This window comes from Pseudomonas sp. LPB4.O (genome assembly GCF_038383825.1).
Classification (GTDB): Bacteria; Pseudomonadota; Gammaproteobacteria; order Pseudomonadales; family Pseudomonadaceae; genus Aquipseudomonas; species Aquipseudomonas putida.
Window position 1 is genome coordinate 2341961 of sequence record NZ_CP151298.1, and the last position, 19420, is coordinate 2361380.

The following is a 19420-nucleotide window of genomic DNA, read 5'->3' on the forward strand; positions in this document are numbered from 1 at the left end:
CGCGAAGCGCAACGCCAGCGGCAAGGCGAGCGCCCAGATCGGCGCCAGGATCAAGCCAGATGGCGGCCCAGCTTGAGGCGCCAGCGCGCCGGCAAAGCGCCCAGCAGGCGCAGCACCAGTATGAAGGTGGCGGGGAAGGCGATTTCCAGCGGCCGGCGTGGCAGGCGCGCGATGATATGAGTGGCGGCGCGTTCGGCGCTCCATAGCTGGGGCATGGGGAAGTCGTTGCGTCGGGTGAGGGGGGTGTCGACGAAGCCGGGACTGACCAGGGTGACATCGATACCTTCGCCCGCCAGGTCGATGCGCAGGGACTCGACCAGATACCGCAATGCCGCCTTCGACGCGCCATAGGCGCCGGCGCGCGGCAGCGCCAACCAGCTGACCGAACTGCCCATCACCACCAGGTGTGGCTGCTGGCCGCGGCGTAGTAACGGTAGGGCGGCGGCCAGGCAAAGGCTGGTGCCGGTCAGGTTGGTACGTATCACTCGCTCGACCAGCGCCGGGTCGAAGTGCCCCGGCTCCAGGTACTCGCAGGTGCCCGCATTGAGGATCACCTGGTCCAGTGCGCCCCAGGCGCGCTCGATCTGCCCGGCCATCTGCGCCACTTGCCCAGGCTGGTCGATATCGCCCACGGTCAGCAGTACTTGCCCCGGGAACTGCGCGGCCAGTGCCGTCAGCTTGTCTGCGTGGCGTGCACCCAACGCCACCTGATGGCCTTGCTCCAGCAAGTGCAATGCCAGCGCAGCACCAATGCCGCTGCTGGCACCGGTGAGCCAGCAACGGCTCATGCCAGCCTGCCTTTGAGCCAGCGAATGGCGCTGCCCATGACCGGCACATGCTCGTACAGCAGCGCGCCGGCGTCGAAGTAATCCTGGTGAAAGTGCACCCGCTCATGCCAGCGCAGGTGGCTGCACCCCTGCAGGCTGATCAGTTGCCCACGGGCCAGCTGCGGGTGGCGATATTGCAAGGTCCAGCGAATGTAGCCGTGGCCCGGTTCCAGCTCGTCGGTGCCTTCGAAGCGGTAATGGCACTCGGGCACCTTCGCGTACAACTGGGCGAAATAAGCCCGCAGTGCGGGTAGGCCGGTTACCTGGTGCAGAGGGTCGCGAAATGCTACGTCCTCGCTGTACAGGTCGTTCAGCAAGTCGAGGTTGTGTGTATCGAGCGTGGCAAAGCGTTCGGCGAAGGATTGCAGGTAGCTGGACATGCACAATACCTGTACAAATTAGGTTCTTTGTACAAGGTATAGTGCAGGTCGCTGTAGAAATCTATACAGAATAATTTTTCTGTATAGTTTTTTCGTTCGACATGAGATTTTCAGCGCCTGGGAGATCGAGCGCCGCCCGCGCGGCGCTTCGCAGCACAAGGCTGCTCCTACATTTGTTTCGGGCCAGTAACGCCTGTGGCTGGCGCGCTCGACCGCCTTGTTCAAGCCCTGCGCCAAGGCGTTCGCGCGAAGATCTCACAGAAATAATTGGCCCGACATAGTTGTAGGAGCAGCCTTGTGCTGCGAAGCGCCGCGCGGGCGGCGCTCGATCTCCCAGGCGCTGAAAATCATGTGGTGAACTCACCCAGCCCGATCAAACCGCCATCGAACTCATCCATGGCATCCAGCATCGCTTCGCGCAAGTAAGCCAGCGATGCCCGATCGAACAGCAACTGCAACGCCGGCCGCTCGTCACTGCCCACATTCACCACAATCACATTGATCCGTGCCGCTGAAGTCTGCGCTACCGCCCCGACCGGAAACGCCTCGGCACGTAAATCCACCCCGCACAACTTGGCCATCACCGCACTGCCATGCACCCCTGACAGCTGCAACCAGGCATGGCTGTCCTGGCGCGGCAGCAGGTAGTTACGCTGTGCATCCTGCACCCACTCGGCTTCTGCGGCAGCCACCCGTGCGCCTTCGTCGGCCAGGCTGCCCAGCAACAGGTACTCGGTCTGCGACAACCGCGCTACCCAGCCGCCGTCGTCCTGACGCGCGGCCTGGTTCGGCTGCTGAGGTAAACGGTAGCCACGTTGCTGCAGGTAGGCAGCACTGTCGCCCCCGCGAAAGCCGACCCGTGCCACATCGGTCAGGTCAGTCAACGCACAGGTGTGCAACAACTCGGCCCGCGGGCTGCGAGGGATAAACGCTTCGGCTTGCAAACTGGTCATGGCTCAGAGCTCCTGGCGCAGGTTGTCGGGATCGTGGAACGGCAGTTGCACCACCTTGGCGTGCACCATCGCGCCGCCTTCCACGCGGATCGGGATGTGCATGCCGGGGGTGGCCTGGTGGGCGCCGGCATAGGCCAGGCCGATGATTTGCCCCAAGGTTTGCGAGTACTCGCAGGAAGTGACATTGCCGGTGATGTCCGGCCCGTCCAGTACCAGGTGCCCCTCAAGTGGCTGCGGGCTGCCCTGTGGCAGGGTGAAGCCGACCAGCTTGCGCTTGAGCGGCTGCGCCTCAAGGATTTCGATGGAACGCTTACCGACGAAGAACGGCTTCTTGCGGCCGATGGCCCACTGCATGTCGATCTCTGCCGGGTGGGTCATGCCGTCGGTGTCCTGGCTAATGATCACATGGCCTTTTTCCAGGCGCAGCAGGCGCTGGGTCTCGACACCGAACGGGCGAATACCCAGGTCCGTACCGGCTTGCATCAGGGCGTCCCACAAGCGTTCGGCATGGCGCGCCGGCACATGCACTTCATAGCCCAGTTCACCGACGAAACCGACCCGCAGGATGCGCGCCGAAATGCCAGCCACCTCGCCCTGGCGTACGCCGAGGTAGGGGAAGGCTTCTGCCGACAGGTTCACGTCTTCGCACACCTTGGCCAGCACCTGGCGTGACAGTGGCCCGGCCAGGTTGACGGCGGCCAGGGCAGCGGTGACGTTGGTGATGTCCACGTCCAGGCGCCACTGCGCGTTCCACTTCAGCATCTGTTGGTAGATGCGGTCGACACCGCTGGTAGTGGCGGTGACATAGAAGTGTTGCTCGCCCAGGCGTGCGCAGACGCCGTCGTCTATCACCACGCCCTGTTCGTTGGTCATCAGCGCATAGCGGGTGCGGCCGACAGGCAGCTTGGCAAAGCCGAAGGTGTACACGCGCTCCAGCAGTTCTGCAGCGTCGGGGCCGCGTACGTCCAGGCCGCCCAGGGTAGAAACGTCGATCAGGCCGACTTTTTCGCGCACATGGCGGGCTTCTTCCTGCATGCAGCGCTCACGTTCCTCTGGCTTGCCGTAGTAGGCCGGACGTTGCCAGATACCGGCAGGCATCATTTTCGCCCCGGCTTGCAGGTGGCGACGGTGCATGGGTGTTTGCCGGTATGGGTCGAAGGCACGACCGGCGACATGCGCCAGCTTTTCGGCCTGGAACGGTGGGCGCGCGGTGGTCACCCCGGTCTCGCTGATGCTGCGGCCAGTGGCATGGGCGACCAGGCGTGCAGTGGGCAGCGCCGAGTGGCGCCCCTGGGACGGGCCCATGCCGACCGTGGAGAAGCGCTTGACCAGTTGTATGTCACGGTAGCCACTGCGGGTGGCGTTGACGATGTCGCGCACTTGCAGGTCTTCGTCGAAGTCGACGAAATCCTTGCCTTTGGGGTGCGGGAAAATCGGCCAGGGGAAATTGACCTTGGCTTCGGCGCTGAACACCGGCTGCGACGGCGCTTGCAGGCCCAGCGCTGCCAGTGCATCGGCGGCCCCGCGTGTGGCATCGGCCAGCACGTTGGCCAGCGCGTGACGGCCGTTCACCGAGCCTGCGATATCCAGCCCGGCCGGCAGGTGGCTGAGGGTGAACTCGTCACGGTTGACGTCATAGGCCAGCTTGCCACCGGCCTGGCACAGCAACTGATACACCGGCATGTAGCCCGCCGACATGCACAGCAAGTCGCAGGCCAGGCGCAGGCCATGCGCGCCGACCTTGCCCTGGCCGGTGATCGGGCGAATGTCCACGCCGCTGACATGGCGCATGCCTGTTTCGTGCAGCGCTTCGTACACCGTGCTGCCCAGGTGCACGGGGATATCGCGGCGCTTCAGTTCGGCAGCCAGTGCGGCATCGGCTGGCGCTGCGCGCATATCGACCACGGCAGCCACGGCCACGCCTTGCTCCTGCAGGTCGAGGGCGGCCAGGTAGCCATCATCGTGGCCGGTGAGGATCACCGCGCGCTGGCCCGGCTTGACCGCGTACAGCTTCATCAGCCGCTGGGCGGCGCTGGTCAGCATCACCCCCGGCAGGTCGTTGTTGCGGAACACCACCGGCTGGTCGAACGAACCGGCCGCCACCAGGCAACGGCTGGCGCGTACCTTGTACAAGCGCTTGTGCTGGATCACCGGCAGGTAATTATCGGTGAACCAGCCGTTGCAGGTGGCCTCCAGCAGCACCTGGATGTTCGGGTGGCCCTCGAGGGTGGCCAGCAGCTCCTGGCGCAGGCTGGCGGCGCGGGTGCCGGCGATGTCGAAGCGGGCGTAGGTAAGCGAGCCACCCAGCACAGGCTGTTGTTCGATCAGCAGCACCTTGGCCCCGGCATTGGCCGCGTCCAGCGCGGCGCGCAGGCCGGCGGGGCCGCCGCCGATGACCGCCACATCAACGAACAGGTAGGCTTTGTCGTAGTACTGCGGCTTGAAGCCAAGGTCGAGCACGCCCAGGCCGGCCTTCTTGCGAATCAGCGGCTCCCACACCTTCCACATGCCCTTGGGCTTGTAGAAAGAGCGGTAGTAGAAGCCCACCGGCATGAAGCGTGAGAACTTGCCCAGGTAGGCGTCACGGTCATGCGTCAGGCTGCCGTTGAAGTTCTGCCCTTCGACCACCTGGCCCTCGCGGGCGGCTTCCAGGTCGGCCAGCACGTTGGGTTCTTCAGGCAATTGCACCAAGGTGTTGGCGTCCTGGCCGGCCATGCTCAGCGGGCCGCGTGGGCGATGGTATTTGAACGAGCGCGACAGCAGCCAGCGGCCGTTACCCAGCAGGGCGCTGGCAATGGTGTCACCGGCAAAGCCTTGGCAGGCCTGGCCGTCGAACTCGAAGCGCAGGGGCCGCTCGCGGTCGATCAGCAGGCCCATGGGCACGGGGAGGCGGGTAGGGCTGTTCATCCGGCGATCTCCGGGGTGGCGGCGGGGGTGAAGTCGACGCGGCGGTCGAACAGTGCTTTCGGGTCGAAGGTGCGCAGCACCTGGTCGCTTCCCGTGTGGCGCTCGGCCAGGAACCAGTAGCTGGAAGCGTTGTGCAGCCACCACTCGGTCACCACCCCGGCCAGGTTGTCGCTGTTGAACACATAGTCGGCCCACTCGGCGTCGCTGCAGCTGGCCGGGTCGGGCATGTGCTTGAACTCGCCGCCGTAGGTGAACTCGCTGATGTTGCGCGGGCCGTTCAAGGGGCAGGTCAGGATCTTCATCGTCGTTGCTCCTAGTGGCTGGCCGCAGTGGCGCCCATTTCGTTGACTTGCTGGAAGCGGCTGAAGCGCTCCAGGGCGAAGGGGGCGATCATTTCGGGTACCTTGCCGCCGCTGGCCACCAGCTCGGCCATGGTCTTGCCGCAGATGGGCGTGGCCTTGAAGCCCCAGGTTCCCCAGCCGGCGTCCAGGTAGTAGTTGTGCACTGGCGACAGGCCCATGATCGGGCTGTAATCCGGGGTCATGTCGGTCATCCCGGCCCACTGGCGCATCAGCTTGGCGTTGGCCATGAACGGGAACATCTCGATGGCGTGGGCCAGCAGGCTTTCCTTGAGGTCGAGGGTGGAGCGGGTGTTGTACAGCGGGTAAGGGTCGGAGCCGCCGCCAAAGACGATTTCCCCACGGCTGGTCTGTTGCACATAACAATGCAGCGCCGACGAGCTGACCAGCGGATCGAGAAATGGCTTGAACGGTTGGGTGACCATGGCCTGCAGCGGGTAGGTGTGGATCGGCGCACGGATGCCTGCCTTGGCCATCAGCAGCGAACTGGCGCCGGCCACGGCCTGGACCACGCAGCCGCACTGCACCGTGCCACGGTTGGTCTTCACCGCTTCGATGCGGCCATTGCGAATCAGCAGGTCCTGTACTTCGGTCAGCTGGTGGATTTCCACGCCGCGCTTGGCCGCCTGTTTGGCGTAGCCCCAGGCCACTGCGTCATGGCGTGCGGTGGCACCGTCGATGTGCCACAGGCCTGCCAGCACCGGCAGGTGGCCAGGGTCGAGGTTGAGGCTGGGCACCAGTTCGCGAATCTGTTGGCGGTCGATCATTTCGGTGCGCCCGCCAAAGTGTTTGTTGACCTCGGCACGCTGGCGGAAGGCGCGCACGGTGGCATCGGTGTGCGCCAGGGTGAGCTGGCCGCGCTCGGAATACATGATGTTGAAGTCGAACTCGTTCGACAGGTTCTGGAACATGCGCACCGATTCTGCGTAAAAGCGCACACCCTCGCTGGTGAGGTAGTTGGAGCGGATAACCGCGGTGTTGCGTGCGGTGTTTCCGCCTCCCAGGTAGGCCTTTTCCAGCACGGCGACGTTGGTCACGCCGTGGTACTTGGCCAGGTAGTAGGCGATGGCCAGGCCGTGGCCGCCGCCGCCAATGATCACCACGTCATAACGAGGCTTGAGTTCGCACGGTGGCGGCAGGTCGACCTCCACCGGGTAGTCGGCACTCAGGCCGTATTTCAGCAGGGCGAAAGGCATGCGGTGCGCTCCTGGTGGGCGGCCTGTTGCTGCAGGTCGAGGGCGAGCAGGGTGTTTTTCATCAGGTAGGCGATGGTCATCGGGCCGACGCCACCGGGCACCGGAGTAATGCCGGCGACCTGGGGCAGGGCAGCGGCGAAGTCGACATCACCGACCAGGCGGCTGTGGCCGCCATCATCGACGCGGTTGATGCCGACGTCGATCACCACCGCGCCGGGCTTGAGCCAGTCGGCACCTATCAGCCGAGGTTTGCCCACTGCGGCCACCAGGATGTCGGCCTGGCGGCACAGCGCCGGCAGGTCGCGGCTGCGCGAGTGCACCACGGTCACCGTGCAGTCGGCCTGCAGCAGCAGGGCAGCCATGGGCTTGCCGACAATGTTCGAGCGGCCGACCACCACCGCATGCTTGCCGCGCAGCTCGCCACAGGCGTCGCGCAGCAGGCGCATGCAACCGTTGGGGGTGCACGGGGTAAGCACATCGCGGCCCTGGGCCAGGCCACCAACGTTCTCGCTGTGGAAGCCGTCCACGTCCTTGAGCGGGCTGATGGCTTGCAACACAAAGTGCTCGTCGATGTGCGCGGGCAACGGCAGTTGCACGAGGATGCCGTTTACTTCCGGGTCGCGGTTAAGGCGGTCGATCAAGGTCAGCAGGTGGGCCTGGGTGGTGTCGGCGGGCAGGCGATGTTCCAACGAGCGGATGCCCACCTCTTCGGCGCGCAGCACCTTGTTGCGTACGTACACCTGGCTGGCGGCATCGGCGCCCACCAGCACCACGGCCAGGCCTGGTTGCACGCCGCCCTGGCGCAGTTCCTGCACCTGCGCGCGCACTTCGGCCAGCACCCGCGCGGCGGTGGCCTTGCCGTCGATCAGCTTGACGCTGGGAAGGGCGCTCATTTGAAGATCACCGTGCGGTCGTGGTTAAGGAACACCCGGTGTTCCAGGTGGTATTTCACGGCGCGGGACAGGGCGATGGTCTCGGTGTCGCGGCCAATGGCCACCAGGTCGTCTGGCGCGTAGGCGTGGTCAACGCGCTGTACTTCCTGCTCGATGATCGGGCCCTCGTCCAGGTCGCTGGTCACATAGTGGGCGGTGGCGCCGATCAGCTTGACCCCGCGCTGGTAGGCCTGGTGGTAGGGCTTGGCCCCTTTGAAACCGGGCAGGAACGAGTGATGGATGTTGATCGCCCGGCCCGACAGCTGGCGGCACAGGTCATCGGAGAGGATTTGCATGTAGCGCGCCAGCACCACCAGTTCGGTGCCGGTGTCCTCGACGATGCGCAGCAGCGCGGCTTCCTGTTCGGCCTTGGTGTCTTTGCTCACCGGCAGGTAGACGAAGCGAATGCCCTGGCGCTCGGCCATCGGGCGCAGGTCCAGGTGGTTGGAAACCACGGCGGTGATGTGCATGTCCAGCTCGCCCTTGGCGTGGCGGTACAGCAGGTCGGACAGGCAGTGGTCAAACTTGCTCACCATCAGCAGCACACGCATGGGCCGGGCGCTGCTGTGCAGGCTCCATTGCATGTCGAAGCGTTGGGCCACGTCGGTAAAGCCGGCCTCCAGCTGCGGCGTGTCACCGCTGATACCGGTGTTGAAGCGGAACACGGCGCGCATGAAGAAGCGCCCATTGTCCTCGTCGTCGAACTGCGCCATCTCGCTGATGTAGCAACCGTGCTCGGCCAGGTAGGTGGTCACCGCGGCGACGATGCCAGACACGGCCGGGCAACTGACGCGCAGGATGAAGTGATCGGGAGCGGGGTGCATGTCGGATAGGCCTCGTGATGGAGTGGGGCAGGTCGGGCACAAGGGCAAAAGAAGCTTCGCGAGAGCGCGAAGTGGTGTTTCTTCGTAGGAATATAAATTTCCTTTAGGCGATTTATAGGCGAAATGAGGGGTGCCGGTCTAGCGGTTTGTGAAATTTTTTATCCTGACAGGAAAGTTTTTTTGAAGCCTTTGCCGGGCTATGCTTGCTCCATGACTACACCACCGCCTCTGCGCCAACCTTGCCCTCCTGGTGCCTGCGACTGCGGCCGCGAATACTTGGTCGATCACCCGCAGGCGGCCCGGCGCATCCTCCTGCTGACCCGACAGGAAGAAAAGCGCCTGCTTGAACGCCTGGAAAACCTCAAGGACCTCGAGGACCTGCAACGCCTGCAGCAACGCCTGTACGAAAACCTCGGCATCCGCGTGCACATTGCCCCCGGCTACAACGAAGTGCGGACCATGCGCGGTATCGTCATTGAACTGGATGACCAGCCGGGTCTGTGCCGCAAGACCCGGCAGTCGATCCCGGCAGCAATTCGGCGCGGGCTGGAGCGCAACCCGCAGGTGGCCTTCCGTCTGCTGGATACCCACGACCTGCTGCGTGATGCCTGAAGTGGTAGCCGCTCCTACAGGGGCTCGAGTCAGGCCTACACTAATTTTTTTGCCACTTGCTACGTCTACTTGAAAGCCCCCCCTGCACCAGGCGTGCGGCGGCACTTACCATTCAAGGAGACAGGCAATGACTTCCGTTTTCGACCGCGACGATATTCAGTTCCAGGTAGTGGTCAACCACGAAGAGCAGTACTCGATCTGGCCGGACTACAAGGCCATCCCCAACGGCTGGCGTGCCGTGGGCAAGAGTGGTTTGAAAAAGGACTGCCTGGCCTACATCGACGAGGTGTGGACCGACATGCGCCCGCTGAGCCTGCGTCAGAAAATGGCCGAAGCCGCTACTCAGTGACTGCCCTGAACCTGCTGTGCCTTCCGTATTCCGGGGCCAGCGCCATGGTCTACAGCCGCTGGCGGCGCAAGCTGCCAGCCTGGCTGCAAGTACGCCCGGTGGAGCTGCCCGGTCGTGGTGCGCGCATGGCCGAGCCGCTGCACACCGACATGCAAGCCCTGGCCCGGCAACTGGCCAGCGAGCAGCGCCTGGCGGCCAATGCCCCCTATGCGCTGCTTGGGCACAGCCTGGGCGCGCTGCTGGCCTTCGAGCTGGCCCATGAACTGCAGGCATTGGGCTGCCCGCCACCCTTGGCGCTGTTCGCCTGCGGCACGGCGGCGCCCACGCGTCGTGAGGACTACGACGGCAAGAGCTGGCGCGAGCCCAAGAGTGACGCCGAGCTGATCAGCGAGTTGCGCGAGCTTCAGGGTACGCCCGAGGAAGTGCTGGCCAATGCGGAGCTGATGAGCCTGACCTTGCCGACCCTGCGCGCGGACTTTTTGCTCTGCGGCACCTACGCCTACCGCCAGCGACCGGCGTTGCAGTGCCCGCTGCACGTGCTGGGCGGCGCGGATGACCGGGCCAGCGACGAGCAATTGCAGGCCTGGCGCCAGGAAACCCACGGCGAGTTCTCGCTGCGGATGTTCCCCGGCGGCCACTTCTTCATCCATGAGCAGGAGGACCATGTGCTCGGCGCGCTGACTGCTTCGCTGGAACCGCTTCGGCTTTCTGCCTGATTGACGTCACCGCTTGCCTGGGGGAGGCTAGGCCTTTTCCCAGGCAAGGGGCGGACAATGCTGATCGATTCACACAAGGCCACGCTGCTGGTCGTCGACATCCAGGAAAAACTCATCGGCGCCATGAGCGACCCCGAGGGCACCCGGGCACGGGCGCGCTGGTTGCTGGCTGCGACTACCGAGCTGGAGTTGCCGACGGTGATTTCCGAGCAGTATCCCAAGGGGCTGGGGCATACCGTGGCGGATCTTCTGGCCGCAGCCCCGGCAGCCGAAGTGGTGGAAAAAAGCCATTTTTCCTGCGTGGCCGCCGAGTGCCTGCCGGCCAGCCTGATGGCGCGGGAGCAGGTGATCGTTTGTGGTATGGAAACCCATGTCTGCGTGCTGCAGACGGTGCTTGGCCTGCTGGCGTTGGGCAAGCAGGTGTTCGTGGTCGAGGATGCCTGCGACAGCCGCACGCCGGCCAGCAAGGCGGCGGGGCTGGCGCGCATGCGTGCTGCCGGGGCCCAGGTGGTGACCCGCGAGATGGTGCTGTTCGAATTGATGGGCAGTGCTAGCCACCCGCTGTTCCGCCACATCAGCAAAACCTACCTGGTCGGTGAACAGCCCTGAACGGCCGGTTACTGGCTGCCGGGTTGATGGCCCTGGCGCTGCTGCAAGGTTGTGCCGGGCGCCGTGAACAAGCACCGGAAGCAGACCCGGCCAAGGTCCGCGCCCAGCTGCTGCGGTTGCTGCCTGCGCAGGCCAGGGACCGCGAGGGCTGGGCCAGGGACATTCAAGTGGCATTCGAAGCCCAGCGCATTGCACCGAGTAAAAGCAACCTGTGCGCCGTGTTGGCGGTGACCGAGCAAGAGTCGACCTTCACTGCCGACCCGCAGGTGCCCAACCTGGGGCGTATCGCCCGTGAGGAAATCGACCGCCGTGCCGCACGCCTGCATATTCCCAGGCTGCTGGTCGACGGCGCTCTGAAAACACCTTCGGGCAACGGCCAGAGCTACCAGCAGCGTTTGCAGGCAGTGCGCAGCGAGAAGCAGCTGAGCGAGCTGTATGACGAGGTCATTGCCCGTGTGCCGCTGGGCAAGACTTTGCTGGGCGGGCTGAACCCGGTGCACACCGGCGGGCCGATGCAGGTCAGCATCGACTTCGCCGAAAAGCATGCGCAGGCTTACCCCTACAGCCATGACGGCACGATTCGCCAGGAAGTGTTCACCCGGCGCGGCGGTATGTATTTCGGTATTGCCCACCTGTTGGGCTACCCGGCCAGTTATGAACGCCAGTTGTACCGTTTTGCCGACTTCAACGCAGGCTGGTACGCCAGCCGCAACGCGGCGTTCCAGGCGGCATTGAGCAAGGCGACCGGCGTGCCGCTTGCCCTGGACGGCGACCTGATTGCACCGGGGGCGATCATGCCAGGCACCACCGAGCAGGCCGCGAGAAAGTTGGGGGTGAAGCTGGGGCTGCGTAACCCGCAGATTCGCAGCCAGCTGGAGGAGGGCGACAGCCTGGCGTTCGAAGACAGCAAACTGTACAGCGGAGTATTTGCCCTGGCGGATGCCAAGGCCGGTAAACCGGTGCCACGGGCGGTATTGCCGGGGATCGAGCTGAAGAGCCCGAAGATCACCCGCAAGCTGACCACGGCATGGTTTGCCGGGCGGGTGGATGAGCGTTATCAGCGGTGCATGAAGCGTTAGTCATGTGTTGCCTGTGCCGGCCTCTTCGCGGGTAGACCCGCGAAGAGGCCAGAGCAGGCACCGTCAGCTTTCGCCCAATGCCCCAACCACCTGGTCGACACTGGCCTTCAACCCTGCAAACGCATCGTCAGGGTCACTTTCCACCACCACCAGTTTCGCCCCGGCTGCCTTGATCACTTCGGCCACTGCCGCGTCCGGCTGTCGGTGGTCCAGCACCAGCGCCACATCCTGCGCTTTCAGATTTTCCTCCAATGCCTTGAGCGCGACAGCATCCCACTCGGCCGGCAGCGGCTGCTCCACCACGTCCAGGTTCAACCCGCTGGCGAGGTAACCCAGCCGCTCGGACAGGCTCACCACGGTCAGGTTGTCGACCTTGGCCAGGCGTGTCTGGCTGCTGGCCGAAAGCTCCAGCAACTTGCGTTTGAGGCCCGCCAGGTTGCCCTGGATTTTCGCTTTGTCACTTGGGGCCAAGCGCTCCAGATCGTTGGCCACCACATCGGCCATACGCCCCAGGTTGGTCGGGTTGAGCCAGGGGTAGGCGCCATAGGCGTCATCACCCGAGACCGCAATCCCTGGCAGCGCACCATCCACCGGCCGTGCGGCATCGATTTCGACGATGCGGATGTTGCTGCGCCGGGCCATCGGGTACAGCGGGTCGTCACGCCAGATCGAACGCACGCCGATCACTGCGTCGGCCTGTTGTGCGGCTTTTTCCAGGCTGGCCCCACCGCGCCCGCTGAAGTACGACGGCTGGCGGCTGGCCGGCAGGTTGGCCGGCGCCGCACGTTTTAGCTGTACGGCAGTGCCGTCGAGCAGGGCGCTGGCCAGGCTGTGGGTGACGGGCAGGGTGGTCAGCACTTGTGTGGCAAAAGACAGCGACGGCAGGCCGGCCAGGGCCAGCGTCAGGGTCAGGCGTTTGAAGTTCATGCCGGGTTTCCTTGCAGGCGGGGGACGAGGGCGCGGGCCAGGGCGGCCAGGGCAAAGCACATGCCGGCGACCAGGATGATCGCGGCGCCTGACGGCACCGGCAGGTCGAAAACGATCGGCAGCAGGATGCCAAACAGGGTGCTGATGGTGGCAATCACCACCGACAGGAAGAAAAAGCCCTTGAGCGACTGGCTGACCAGGCGAGCGGCGGCAGCGGGGATGACCAGTAGCGCACCGACCAGGATGGCCCCGATCACCTTCACGGCGGCCACGGTCACCAGGGTCACCAGCACCACGAACAGGTAGTCCAGGGTTTTCACCGCCACCCCGCGCACGGCCGCCAGCTGTGGGTTGAAGCTGGCCAGCATGATGCGGTTGTACAGCGGCAGCGCCAAGGCCAGCACCAGTACCGCGACGATGCCCAACACCACCAGGTCCTGGCCGCTGACGGTCAGCACCGAGCCGAACAGCACGTTTTCGAGGATGTGTACGTTGATCTTGCCAGCCAGCATCAGCAGCAAGCTGGCACCCAGCGCCAGCGACACCGACAGGAACACGCCGATCAGCGTGTCCGGCGACAGCCCGGTGCGGTTGCGCAGGAAGTTGAGCAAGATGCCGAACAGCAGGCAGTAGCCGAACAGGCTGCCATAGGGGCCGGTGTAGGGCTCGCCCAGCAGGATGCCGATGGCCACGCCGGTCAGCGCGGCATGGCCCACTGCCTCGGAGAAGAAGGCAAAGCGCTTGACCACCACCAGGGTGCCCAGGCCGCCCAGCACCGGGCCGATCATCATGCCGGCCAGCAGGGCGTTGACCACGAAACCGTAGGCCAGTGCCTCGGGCAGGTAACCAGCGGTAGCCCATTCCTGGACCAGTTGGCGAAATGCTTCAAAACTCATGAGGCAAGGCTCTCGCTACGCGGGTGAACAGAGAACAGGCCGAGCAGGCGCTCCGGGGTCAGGGCCTGGACGGGTGGGGCGTCGAACAGCACCTTGCGGCTCAGGCCGGTTACCCGGTCAGCAAGGCGCAGCACGGCTTCCAAGTCGTGTTCGATCCACAGCACGGTGGTGCCAGCCTGGCGCCAGCCCTTGAGCAACTGCTCGAACACCTGGATACCGGCTTCATCGAGTGCCGACATGGGCTCGTCCAGCACCAGCAACTGCGGCTCGGGGATCAGGCCCTGGGCCAGCAGCACGCGCTGGCGCTCGCCCCCGGACAACGCACCCATGCGCCGCTTGCGCTTGTCGAGCATGCCGACCCGCGCCAGCGCCGCGTCGATGGCCGGTTGCACGCGCCGCGACAGGCCGAGAAAGGCCGGGCGGCGCTGGCACATGGCGGCCATGAAGTCGTCCACGGTCATTGGCAGGCCGCGGTCGAACTCCAATGCCTGCGGCACATAGCCGATCACTTCGCGTTCGCTTGGCCAATGCAGGGTGAGTTGGCCCTGATGCGGCATCTGCCCGAGCAGGGTCTTGATCAGCGAGCTCTTGCCGCCGCCGTTGGGGCCGACGATGGCGTGCACGCTGCCAGCGGCCACGCTGAAACCGACCTGTTCCAGGATGCGTGTGCGGCCCAGCGTCAGGTCGATGCCGGCGAACTCGATGCGCGGCCCGAAGCCCGTCACCAGGTTGGCGGCGGCGGTCATGCGCGGTTCTCCTGGATGGCGCGGACCACGGTGTCGAGGTTGCGCTTCATTTCCACTTCGTACTTGTCCTTGGTGTATTCGCCATAGGAGATGTGCGTGAGCGGGTACAGACGCACGCCAGATTCGCGCTGGATGGTCTCGACGTAGGCCGACGGGAAGTCCATTTCCGAGAAGATCACCCGCACGTCCAGGGCCTTGAGCTGGTCGATGGTCTTTTTCAGCTGGGCCGGGCTGGGCTCGATGCCATGGGCAGGCTCGACCACGGCCGTCACCTCCAGGCCGAAGTCGCGTACCAGGTAGTCGTAGGCGGCATGGATGGTGGCAACCCGGAAGGTGGCGCTGGGCGCCTCGGTGACCTTGGCCAGGGCTTCGGCACGCAGCCCGCGCAGGCGCTTGGCGTAGGCGCGGGCGTTTTGCGTGTACAGCTTGGCGTTGTCCGGGTCGAGCTTGCCCAGTTCGCGGGCGATGTTGTTGACCTGGGCGATGGTGGTGCTGATCGACAGGAAAGTGTGCGGGTTGACCACCTTGCCTGCGCCACGGGCGGCAATGCCGGTGGCCGCCAGCAACGGCACGTTCTGGTTGGCTTCAATGGTGTTGATGCCGGGCTTTTCGCTGGCGGCGATCATGCGGTCGGCGAAGTCGTCGTGGCCGACACCGTTGAGCACCACCACATCCAGGGTGCCGATGCGCTTGATGTCCTCGGCCCGTGGTTCGTAGGCGTGGGGGTTGAAGCCCGCTGGAATCAGCGGTACCACTTCGGCCTTGTCGCCGACGATGTTGGTCACGTAGCTGTAGTAGGGGTGCAGGGTGATGCCGATGCGCAGCGGCTTGCCGTTATCGGCCAGGGCCATTGCCGGCAGGGCAAGGGCCAGGAGCAGGGCGAGGGCGGAGCGGAACATGGGGAAGTCCTTGGGTTCAGTGACGGTGTTCGCGGGTAACCCCGGCGTCGTAGTGGCTGACCACCTGCTGCCAGCCAGCGGCGATCAGGGCCGCCTGGCCGAGGTCGTCCGGGGTCATGGCGGCGCTGTCGCGGCGCAGCCAGACATCGGCCTGGCCAGTGCTGTCGGCCGGCAGGATCAGCAGCAGGCTGCCGGCGACTTCCGGGGCCTGGCTGCGGCCCAGGTAAGCGCCGGGCTCCAGCCACGACCATTGGTGGCCGCCGCGGCTCTGGCTGCCGGCATCGACCACGAAGGGTGGCAGGCCTTCTTCGGCCAGGGCCTGCACGCTAGGCACGGCAGCGTTTTCTTCACGCAACAGCTGGATTTCGTCGAAGGCCACCCGCAGGTCGGTGTACAGGCCTTGTTCGGCGGCGGTGAGGTCACGCCGGGCGTCGATCTGGTGGCTGGCGATGGTCTGTTCGTCTTCGCGCTCGCCACGCAGCAGCACTACGCTGGCAGCGAGCACCACAATCAGCAGGCTGATCAAAAGCACGTACAGGGTTTCGTGCCCGGCGCCGGCCGGGCGAATCACTTGGGCGCGGCTCATGGCTGGGCGATATCGGCGTAGTCGACTTCAACCACGTGCCCGGGGCCTGCATCGAACAGCACGTAGAACTCGCCGTCCGGGCGCTTGAAGGTGAGCGTCGAGTCGTCGCCAAGCTTGCCGCCGACCAGCACTTGCTCGTCATAGCCGATCACATCCAGGGTCACCCCCGGGGCACCGCTGCCGTCCGAGAAACCGCCGGTGCACTTGACCTGGCCGCCGGCCGTTTCTTCGCATTCGCACATCGGGTTGTGCGCCAGGGCGGGGCCGGCGGCCAGCACCAGCAAGGGCAGGGCGAGGGATCGCATCAGCTGTTTCATTTCTTGCCTCCTTGTTTTTCGAGCCAGGCCACGGTGGCTGGCGATGCTTTGGCCAGGGGGACCGACGCCTGGTGCATGCTGCCGTCCCAGCCTTCCAGGGTGATCCAGATCTGTGCGTCGGGTTTGGTGCGGGGCGGGATGGGCAGGTTGGTGCCCATGCGATAAGGCGCACCGAAGAAGATCGTGCCGGCGGCACGCAGGCTGCGCGGTTTGCCTATGCGCAGGTAAACGGCCTTGACGTCATTGATGCAGGCTTTGCATAGCGCCGCGTTGAAGGATTTGAAATTGCCAGCCGGGCCGTCTTGGCGTGGTGCTTCGTCACGCAGTTCAGCCAGGTCCAGGGTATAGGGGCCTGCCTGGATACCGGTGATCATGTTGGCCCCCAGCCCGGCGTCGCCACGGAACAGCTTTGCGTCGTTGAAATACTTGGGCATGAAGCCCAGCGGCACCAGGATCAACAGGATGTTCAGGTGAAAACGCCACTTCAGCCACCATTGCTTCAGTGGGCGGGCGGGCACGGCCTGGGCGTGGCTCATGGTTGGGTCTCCAGGGAGGTCTGGGCGCGCGCAGCGCGGGGTGTGCGTTCGCTGCGCTTGAGGGCGGCGGCGGTGGCCTGCGCGGTGCGTTTGGTCCAGATCAGCAAGCCGCTGAACACCATCAGGGTGAGCACCAGGCCGAAGAAGAACCAGATCAGCTTGATCGGCAGGCCGCCGAAGTCGCCGGTGTGCAAGGGGCGCATGGACTCGGTGACGAACTCCAGCGTCGAGCGGTCGCTGAGCAGGAACTGGCTGTCGACGTTGCGCGTGTAAGGGTTGACGTGGGCGCTCTGGAACATCAGCGGATACCAACCGCGCCCGCCCATTGAAACATGGCTGTAAGCGGTGGACGGCAACGAAACGAAGCTGATTTCGAGGCCCGGGATGGCCAGGCCGGCGATGCGCGCTGCCTCATCAATGTCAATGCGCGGGGCAGGGCTGCCATCGGGTGTTTGTGGCACATCTTCGCGGGCGATCACTGGCACGATGGGCCGGCTGGAAATGGTGATGTGGTTGTCGAACAGGATTGCCTGGATCAGGAACCAGGTACCGGTAATGGAAATGACCGCAATGAACCAGATCGACCAGACGCCCGCCAGGCGATGCAGGTCGCCCCAGAAGATGCGCGAGCCATGCCCCGTGCGTACCGGTTTGAAGAAGCCCTTCCAGAACTTCTTGTACACCACCAGCCCGGTCACCAGCGATGCCAGCATGGGCAAGCCGAGAATCGACACCAGGTACCAGCCCCAGCTGAAACCGTTGGTGAAGGGCACCAGCCACCAGCCGTGCAGGGCGCGGGTGAAGCCTTCGAAGTTGAAGTCGGGGGATTTGCCCTGGATGGCGCCGGTGTACGGGTTGACGTACAGCGTCGGGCTGGTGCCGTCTGGCAATGTCACATCCGCCGTGAGGGCAAAGTGAGAGCCGTCGGGTTGTCTGAGCGACTCCACGACCATGTCCGGATCGGCTTTGTGCATGGCGTCCAGCACCTGCTGGAAGCTGAGGCGCTCGGCGTCGGCGTAGGGCTTGCTGGCACGCACATCGGAGTTGGCGAGCCAGACAATTTCCTGGCTGACCACGGCGAGCATGCCGGTAAAGCAGACGATCAGCACAAAGAACCAGATCGGCAGGGCGAGCCAGCTATGGACCAGGAACCACAGCCTGGATTTGGATTTTTTCGGTGATTTGGCCATCAGACGGTCTTCTGCATTGGGTGGTCGAGCGTGTGCCCAACCAAAGAGGGCTGTACTGATAAGGACGAATGAGAATTGAAAACCTGCCGTTTTAAATGCAAGCAAATGTTTCTAAGCGCAAAGCCGGCCTGCGCGCGAGGCGTCAGCCGGCCTTGAAAGGAGATGTTGCAGAGGGGTCAGGCGCGGGTCAGGGCCACGGCAGGTTGCGGTTTGCCGTGCAGCTGCGCCAGGTCCTGGTACAGCGCACGGCCAATTTCCGCAGCGCGGGCCGGCAGCACCGAGAGCAGCGTGTCGCTCAGGCCGTGGCTGTTCTCGCAGAAGCCCTGCAGGTACACCGAGGCCTGCAGGTCGGGGCTGGCCAGCACTCGGTAGTTGCGGTCGACGCTGAAGTCGTCCAGGTAACCGGCCAGCGGTGCCAGCAAGTCACGGTGCGAGCGGCGCTCGTAGCCGGTGGCGAGAATCACCGCGTCGTAGCGGTGGGTTTGCTGCTGGCCGGTGGCGAGGTCGCGCAGGGTCAGTTCCAGGCCTTCGCGGGTAGCCACAACGGCTTCGACCTGGCGGCGGCACAGCACGTTGTGACGGTGCTGGTGGGCGACCTTCTGCCGGTACAGGATGCCGTAGATACGTTCGATCAGGTTAAGGTCCACCACGGAGTAGTTGGTGTTGTGATATTCGCCCAGCAGTTTGCTGCGCTGGTCGGCCGGTTCGTTGTAGACCAGGTCGGTGTAGTCCGGCGAGAAGATCTCGTTGACGAACGGGCTGTCGTCTGCGGGTTTGAGCGCCGAGCCACGTAGAATCATGTCGACCTTGACCGACGGGTAGCTGTCGTTGAGGTCGATGAATGCCTCGGCGGCGCTTTGCCCCGACCCGATCACCGCGATGCGCATCGGTTTGCCGGCGGTGCACGGCAGCTTATTTAGGCTGCTCAGGTACTGGGAGTGATGGAATACCCGCGGGTCGTCCTTGAAGGCACCGAACTTTTCCGGGATTTTTGGCGTGCCGCCGCTGCCGACCACCACTGAGCGGGTGCGGCGGCTGTATTCGCGGCCCTGGGCGTCGCGCGAGACCAGGCGCAGGTGCTCGACCCGGCCAGCCTGCACCTCCGGTTCGATGCGCAGCACTTCCTGGCCATACACCGCCTGGGTGGCGAAGTGTTCGGCGGCCCAGCGCAGGTAGTCGTTGTACTCCAGGCGGCAGGGGTAGAAGGTGCCGAGGTTGATGAAGTCGGCCAGGCGCTGCTTCTGGTGCAGGTAGTTGACGAAGCTGTAGGGGCTGGTGGGGTTGCGCAACGACACCAGGTCCTTGAGGAACGAGATCTGCAGCTCGCTCTGGGTGGCCAGGGTTTCGCCGTGCCAGCGGTAGTCCTGCTGCTTGTCGATGAACAGTGCGTCGAGGGCATGGCCCTGGGACTCGGCGAGTTCTTCCAGGGCAATGGCCAAGGCCAGGTTGGAAGGGCCGAAGCCCACGCCGATCAGATCTTTGATGGTTTCCTGCTGTGAGGACTGGCTCATGGCTGCGATTCCCTGAATGGTCGAATATGGACGCCCGCCGGGGCTCCGGCTCCTGCGCAAGTACATGTG

22 protein-coding genes are annotated in these 19420 nt (G+C 64.7%); 5 read left to right on the top strand and 17 right to left on the bottom strand.

The window, feature by feature from the left end:
* Window positions 1–50: 50 nt before the first annotated feature.
* The 8 genes from MRBLPB4O_RS10445 to purU all read right to left on the bottom strand — a co-directional run bounded on the left by MRBLPB4O_RS10445 (window position 51) and on the right by purU (window position 8378).
* Window positions 51–788 (bottom strand): SDR family NAD(P)-dependent oxidoreductase, encoded by a 738-nt coding sequence (locus tag MRBLPB4O_RS10445; RefSeq protein WP_341798344.1) that lies wholly within the window; start codon window positions 786–788, stop codon window positions 51–53.
* Entirely contained in the window at window positions 785–1207 is a 423-nt protein-coding gene (locus MRBLPB4O_RS10450) for a nuclear transport factor 2 family protein (RefSeq protein WP_341798345.1), read from the bottom strand. Before MRBLPB4O_RS10450 ends, MRBLPB4O_RS10445 begins: the two co-directional genes overlap by 4 nt.
* A 347-nt stretch (window positions 1208–1554) precedes the next feature.
* The gene (locus MRBLPB4O_RS10455; protein ID WP_341798346.1) at window positions 1555–2160 is read right to left on the bottom strand and encodes a sarcosine oxidase; all 606 of its coding nucleotides are present in this window, start codon (window positions 2158–2160) and stop codon (window positions 1555–1557) included.
* A gap of 3 nt (window positions 2161–2163) precedes the next feature.
* Window positions 2164–5067 (bottom strand): 2Fe-2S iron-sulfur cluster-binding protein, encoded by a 2904-nt coding sequence (locus tag MRBLPB4O_RS10460; protein WP_341798347.1) that lies wholly within the window; start codon window positions 5065–5067, stop codon window positions 2164–2166.
* A complete protein-coding gene (locus MRBLPB4O_RS10465) occupies window positions 5064–5369 on the bottom strand; it encodes a sarcosine oxidase subunit delta (RefSeq protein ID WP_016499085.1) in 306 nt (101 codons plus the stop codon). The genes MRBLPB4O_RS10460 and MRBLPB4O_RS10465 overlap by 4 nt, the downstream gene beginning before the upstream one ends.
* Window positions 5370–5380: 11 nt before the next feature.
* Window positions 5381–6622 (bottom strand): FAD-dependent oxidoreductase, encoded by a 1242-nt coding sequence (locus MRBLPB4O_RS10470; RefSeq protein WP_016499086.1) that lies wholly within the window; start codon window positions 6620–6622, stop codon window positions 5381–5383.
* On the bottom strand, window positions 6604–7515 hold the full coding sequence (gene folD / locus MRBLPB4O_RS10475) for a bifunctional methylenetetrahydrofolate dehydrogenase/methenyltetrahydrofolate cyclohydrolase FolD (protein ID WP_016499087.1): 912 nt from the start codon (window positions 7513–7515) through the stop codon (window positions 6604–6606). The genes MRBLPB4O_RS10470 and folD overlap by 19 nt, the downstream gene beginning before the upstream one ends.
* Window positions 7512–8378: a formyltetrahydrofolate deformylase gene (gene purU / locus MRBLPB4O_RS10480; RefSeq protein ID WP_016499088.1), complete on the bottom strand. Its 867-nt coding sequence runs from the start codon at window positions 8376–8378 to the stop codon at window positions 7512–7514. The genes folD and purU overlap by 4 nt, the downstream gene beginning before the upstream one ends.
* 210 nt (window positions 8379–8588) lie before the next feature.
* On the opposite strand from purU, the gene MRBLPB4O_RS10485 reads away from it, so the two are divergent.
* From MRBLPB4O_RS10485 to MRBLPB4O_RS10505, 5 genes are all read left to right on the top strand, one after another.
* Window positions 8589–8990, top strand: a complete 402-nt coding sequence (locus tag MRBLPB4O_RS10485) for a hypothetical protein (RefSeq protein ID WP_341798348.1) — start codon at window positions 8589–8591, stop codon at window positions 8988–8990.
* Between the two features lie 127 nt (window positions 8991–9117).
* Window positions 9118–9339 carry an MbtH family protein gene (locus MRBLPB4O_RS10490; protein WP_016499090.1) on the top strand — a complete coding sequence of 74 codons (222 nt, stop codon included), beginning with the start codon at window positions 9118–9120 and terminating at the stop codon, window positions 9337–9339.
* The gene (locus MRBLPB4O_RS10495) at window positions 9336–10055 is read left to right on the top strand and encodes an alpha/beta fold hydrolase (RefSeq protein ID WP_341798349.1); all 720 of its coding nucleotides are present in this window, start codon (window positions 9336–9338) and stop codon (window positions 10053–10055) included. The genes MRBLPB4O_RS10490 and MRBLPB4O_RS10495 overlap by 4 nt, the downstream gene beginning before the upstream one ends.
* A 57-nt stretch (window positions 10056–10112) precedes the next feature.
* On the top strand, window positions 10113–10664 hold the full coding sequence (locus MRBLPB4O_RS10500; RefSeq protein WP_341798350.1) for a hydrolase: 552 nt from the start codon (window positions 10113–10115) through the stop codon (window positions 10662–10664).
* A gap of 26 nt (window positions 10665–10690) precedes the next feature.
* Window positions 10691–11743: a DUF1615 domain-containing protein gene (locus MRBLPB4O_RS10505; RefSeq protein ID WP_341798351.1), complete on the top strand. Its 1053-nt coding sequence runs from the start codon at window positions 10691–10693 to the stop codon at window positions 11741–11743.
* Between the two features lie 63 nt (window positions 11744–11806).
* On the opposite strand, the gene MRBLPB4O_RS10510 is transcribed toward MRBLPB4O_RS10505, so the two are convergent.
* The 9 genes from MRBLPB4O_RS10510 to MRBLPB4O_RS10550 all read right to left on the bottom strand — a co-directional run bounded on the left by MRBLPB4O_RS10510 (window position 11807) and on the right by MRBLPB4O_RS10550 (window position 19351).
* The gene (locus MRBLPB4O_RS10510) at window positions 11807–12670 is read right to left on the bottom strand and encodes a zinc ABC transporter substrate-binding protein (RefSeq protein ID WP_341798352.1); all 864 of its coding nucleotides are present in this window, start codon (window positions 12668–12670) and stop codon (window positions 11807–11809) included.
* Window positions 12667–13566, bottom strand: coding sequence for a metal ABC transporter permease (locus MRBLPB4O_RS10515; protein WP_016499095.1), 900 nt, complete (start codon window positions 13564–13566; stop codon window positions 12667–12669). Before MRBLPB4O_RS10515 ends, MRBLPB4O_RS10510 begins: the two co-directional genes overlap by 4 nt.
* Window positions 13563–14312: a metal ABC transporter ATP-binding protein gene (locus MRBLPB4O_RS10520; RefSeq protein ID WP_338744402.1), complete on the bottom strand. Its 750-nt coding sequence runs from the start codon at window positions 14310–14312 to the stop codon at window positions 13563–13565. Before MRBLPB4O_RS10520 ends, MRBLPB4O_RS10515 begins: the two co-directional genes overlap by 4 nt.
* Window positions 14309–15211 carry a metal ABC transporter substrate-binding protein gene (locus tag MRBLPB4O_RS10525; RefSeq protein ID WP_341798353.1) on the bottom strand — a complete coding sequence of 301 codons (903 nt, stop codon included), beginning with the start codon at window positions 15209–15211 and terminating at the stop codon, window positions 14309–14311. The genes MRBLPB4O_RS10520 and MRBLPB4O_RS10525 overlap by 4 nt, the downstream gene beginning before the upstream one ends.
* A gap of 16 nt (window positions 15212–15227) precedes the next feature.
* On the bottom strand, window positions 15228–15797 hold the full coding sequence (locus MRBLPB4O_RS10530; protein WP_016499098.1) for a DUF6162 family protein: 570 nt from the start codon (window positions 15795–15797) through the stop codon (window positions 15228–15230).
* On the bottom strand, window positions 15794–16114 hold the full coding sequence (locus tag MRBLPB4O_RS10535; RefSeq protein WP_341798354.1) for a hypothetical protein: 321 nt from the start codon (window positions 16112–16114) through the stop codon (window positions 15794–15796). The genes MRBLPB4O_RS10530 and MRBLPB4O_RS10535 overlap by 4 nt, the downstream gene beginning before the upstream one ends.
* Window positions 16111–16650, bottom strand: coding sequence for a thiamine pyrophosphate-binding protein (locus tag MRBLPB4O_RS10540; RefSeq protein WP_341798355.1), 540 nt, complete (start codon window positions 16648–16650; stop codon window positions 16111–16113). Before MRBLPB4O_RS10540 ends, MRBLPB4O_RS10535 begins: the two co-directional genes overlap by 4 nt.
* Complete coding sequence (locus MRBLPB4O_RS10545; protein ID WP_341798356.1) at window positions 16647–17840, bottom strand: PepSY domain-containing protein; 1194 nt, start codon at window positions 17838–17840, stop codon at window positions 16647–16649. The genes MRBLPB4O_RS10540 and MRBLPB4O_RS10545 overlap by 4 nt, the downstream gene beginning before the upstream one ends.
* A 176-nt stretch (window positions 17841–18016) precedes the next feature.
* A complete protein-coding gene (locus MRBLPB4O_RS10550) occupies window positions 18017–19351 on the bottom strand; it encodes a SidA/IucD/PvdA family monooxygenase (RefSeq protein WP_341798357.1) in 1335 nt (444 codons plus the stop codon).
* Window positions 19352–19420: the final 69 nt, after the last annotated feature.

Bases quoted from the DNA above. Each gene is read 5' to 3' on its own strand.
- MRBLPB4O_RS10485 (WP_341798348.1), top strand. From the start codon at position 8,589: ATGACTACACCACCGCCTCTGCGCCAACCTTGCCCTCCTGGTGCCTGC.
- MRBLPB4O_RS10515 (WP_016499095.1), bottom strand. From the start codon at position 13,566: ATGAGTTTTGAAGCATTTCGCCAACTGGTCCAGGAATGGGCTACCGCT.
- folD (WP_016499087.1), bottom strand. From the start codon at position 7,515: ATGAGCGCCCTTCCCAGCGTCAAGCTGATCGACGGCAAGGCCACCGCC.
- MRBLPB4O_RS10510 (WP_341798352.1), bottom strand. From the start codon at position 12,670: ATGAACTTCAAACGCCTGACCCTGACGCTGGCCCTGGCCGGCCTGCCG.
- MRBLPB4O_RS10545 (WP_341798356.1), bottom strand. From the start codon at position 17,840: ATGGCCAAATCACCGAAAAAATCCAAATCCAGGCTGTGGTTCCTGGTC.
- MRBLPB4O_RS10525 (WP_341798353.1), bottom strand. From the start codon at position 15,211: ATGTTCCGCTCCGCCCTCGCCCTGCTCCTGGCCCTTGCCCTGCCGGCA.
- MRBLPB4O_RS10465 (WP_016499085.1), bottom strand. From the start codon at position 5,369: ATGAAGATCCTGACCTGCCCCTTGAACGGCCCGCGCAACATCAGCGAG.
- MRBLPB4O_RS10535 (WP_341798354.1), bottom strand. From the start codon at position 16,114: ATGAAACAGCTGATGCGATCCCTCGCCCTGCCCTTGCTGGTGCTGGCC.
- MRBLPB4O_RS10530 (WP_016499098.1), bottom strand. From the start codon at position 15,797: ATGAGCCGCGCCCAAGTGATTCGCCCGGCCGGCGCCGGGCACGAAACC.
- MRBLPB4O_RS10505 (WP_341798351.1), top strand. From the start codon at position 10,691: ATGGCCCTGGCGCTGCTGCAAGGTTGTGCCGGGCGCCGTGAACAAGCA.
- MRBLPB4O_RS10460 (WP_341798347.1), bottom strand. From the start codon at position 5,067: ATGAACAGCCCTACCCGCCTCCCCGTGCCCATGGGCCTGCTGATCGAC.
- MRBLPB4O_RS10445 (WP_341798344.1), bottom strand. From the start codon at position 788: ATGAGCCGTTGCTGGCTCACCGGTGCCAGCAGCGGCATTGGTGCTGCG.
- MRBLPB4O_RS10490 (WP_016499090.1), top strand. From the start codon at position 9,118: ATGACTTCCGTTTTCGACCGCGACGATATTCAGTTCCAGGTAGTGGTC.
- MRBLPB4O_RS10550 (WP_341798357.1), bottom strand. From the start codon at position 19,351: ATGAGCCAGTCCTCACAGCAGGAAACCATCAAAGATCTGATCGGCGTG.
- purU (WP_016499088.1), bottom strand. From the start codon at position 8,378: ATGCACCCCGCTCCCGATCACTTCATCCTGCGCGTCAGTTGCCCGGCC.
- MRBLPB4O_RS10470 (WP_016499086.1), bottom strand. From the start codon at position 6,622: ATGCCTTTCGCCCTGCTGAAATACGGCCTGAGTGCCGACTACCCGGTG.
- MRBLPB4O_RS10455 (WP_341798346.1), bottom strand. From the start codon at position 2,160: ATGACCAGTTTGCAAGCCGAAGCGTTTATCCCTCGCAGCCCGCGGGCC.
- MRBLPB4O_RS10520 (WP_338744402.1), bottom strand. From the start codon at position 14,312: ATGACCGCCGCCGCCAACCTGGTGACGGGCTTCGGGCCGCGCATCGAG.
- MRBLPB4O_RS10500 (WP_341798350.1), top strand. From the start codon at position 10,113: ATGCTGATCGATTCACACAAGGCCACGCTGCTGGTCGTCGACATCCAG.
- MRBLPB4O_RS10540 (WP_341798355.1), bottom strand. From the start codon at position 16,650: ATGAGCCACGCCCAGGCCGTGCCCGCCCGCCCACTGAAGCAATGGTGG.
- MRBLPB4O_RS10450 (WP_341798345.1), bottom strand. From the start codon at position 1,207: ATGTCCAGCTACCTGCAATCCTTCGCCGAACGCTTTGCCACGCTCGAT.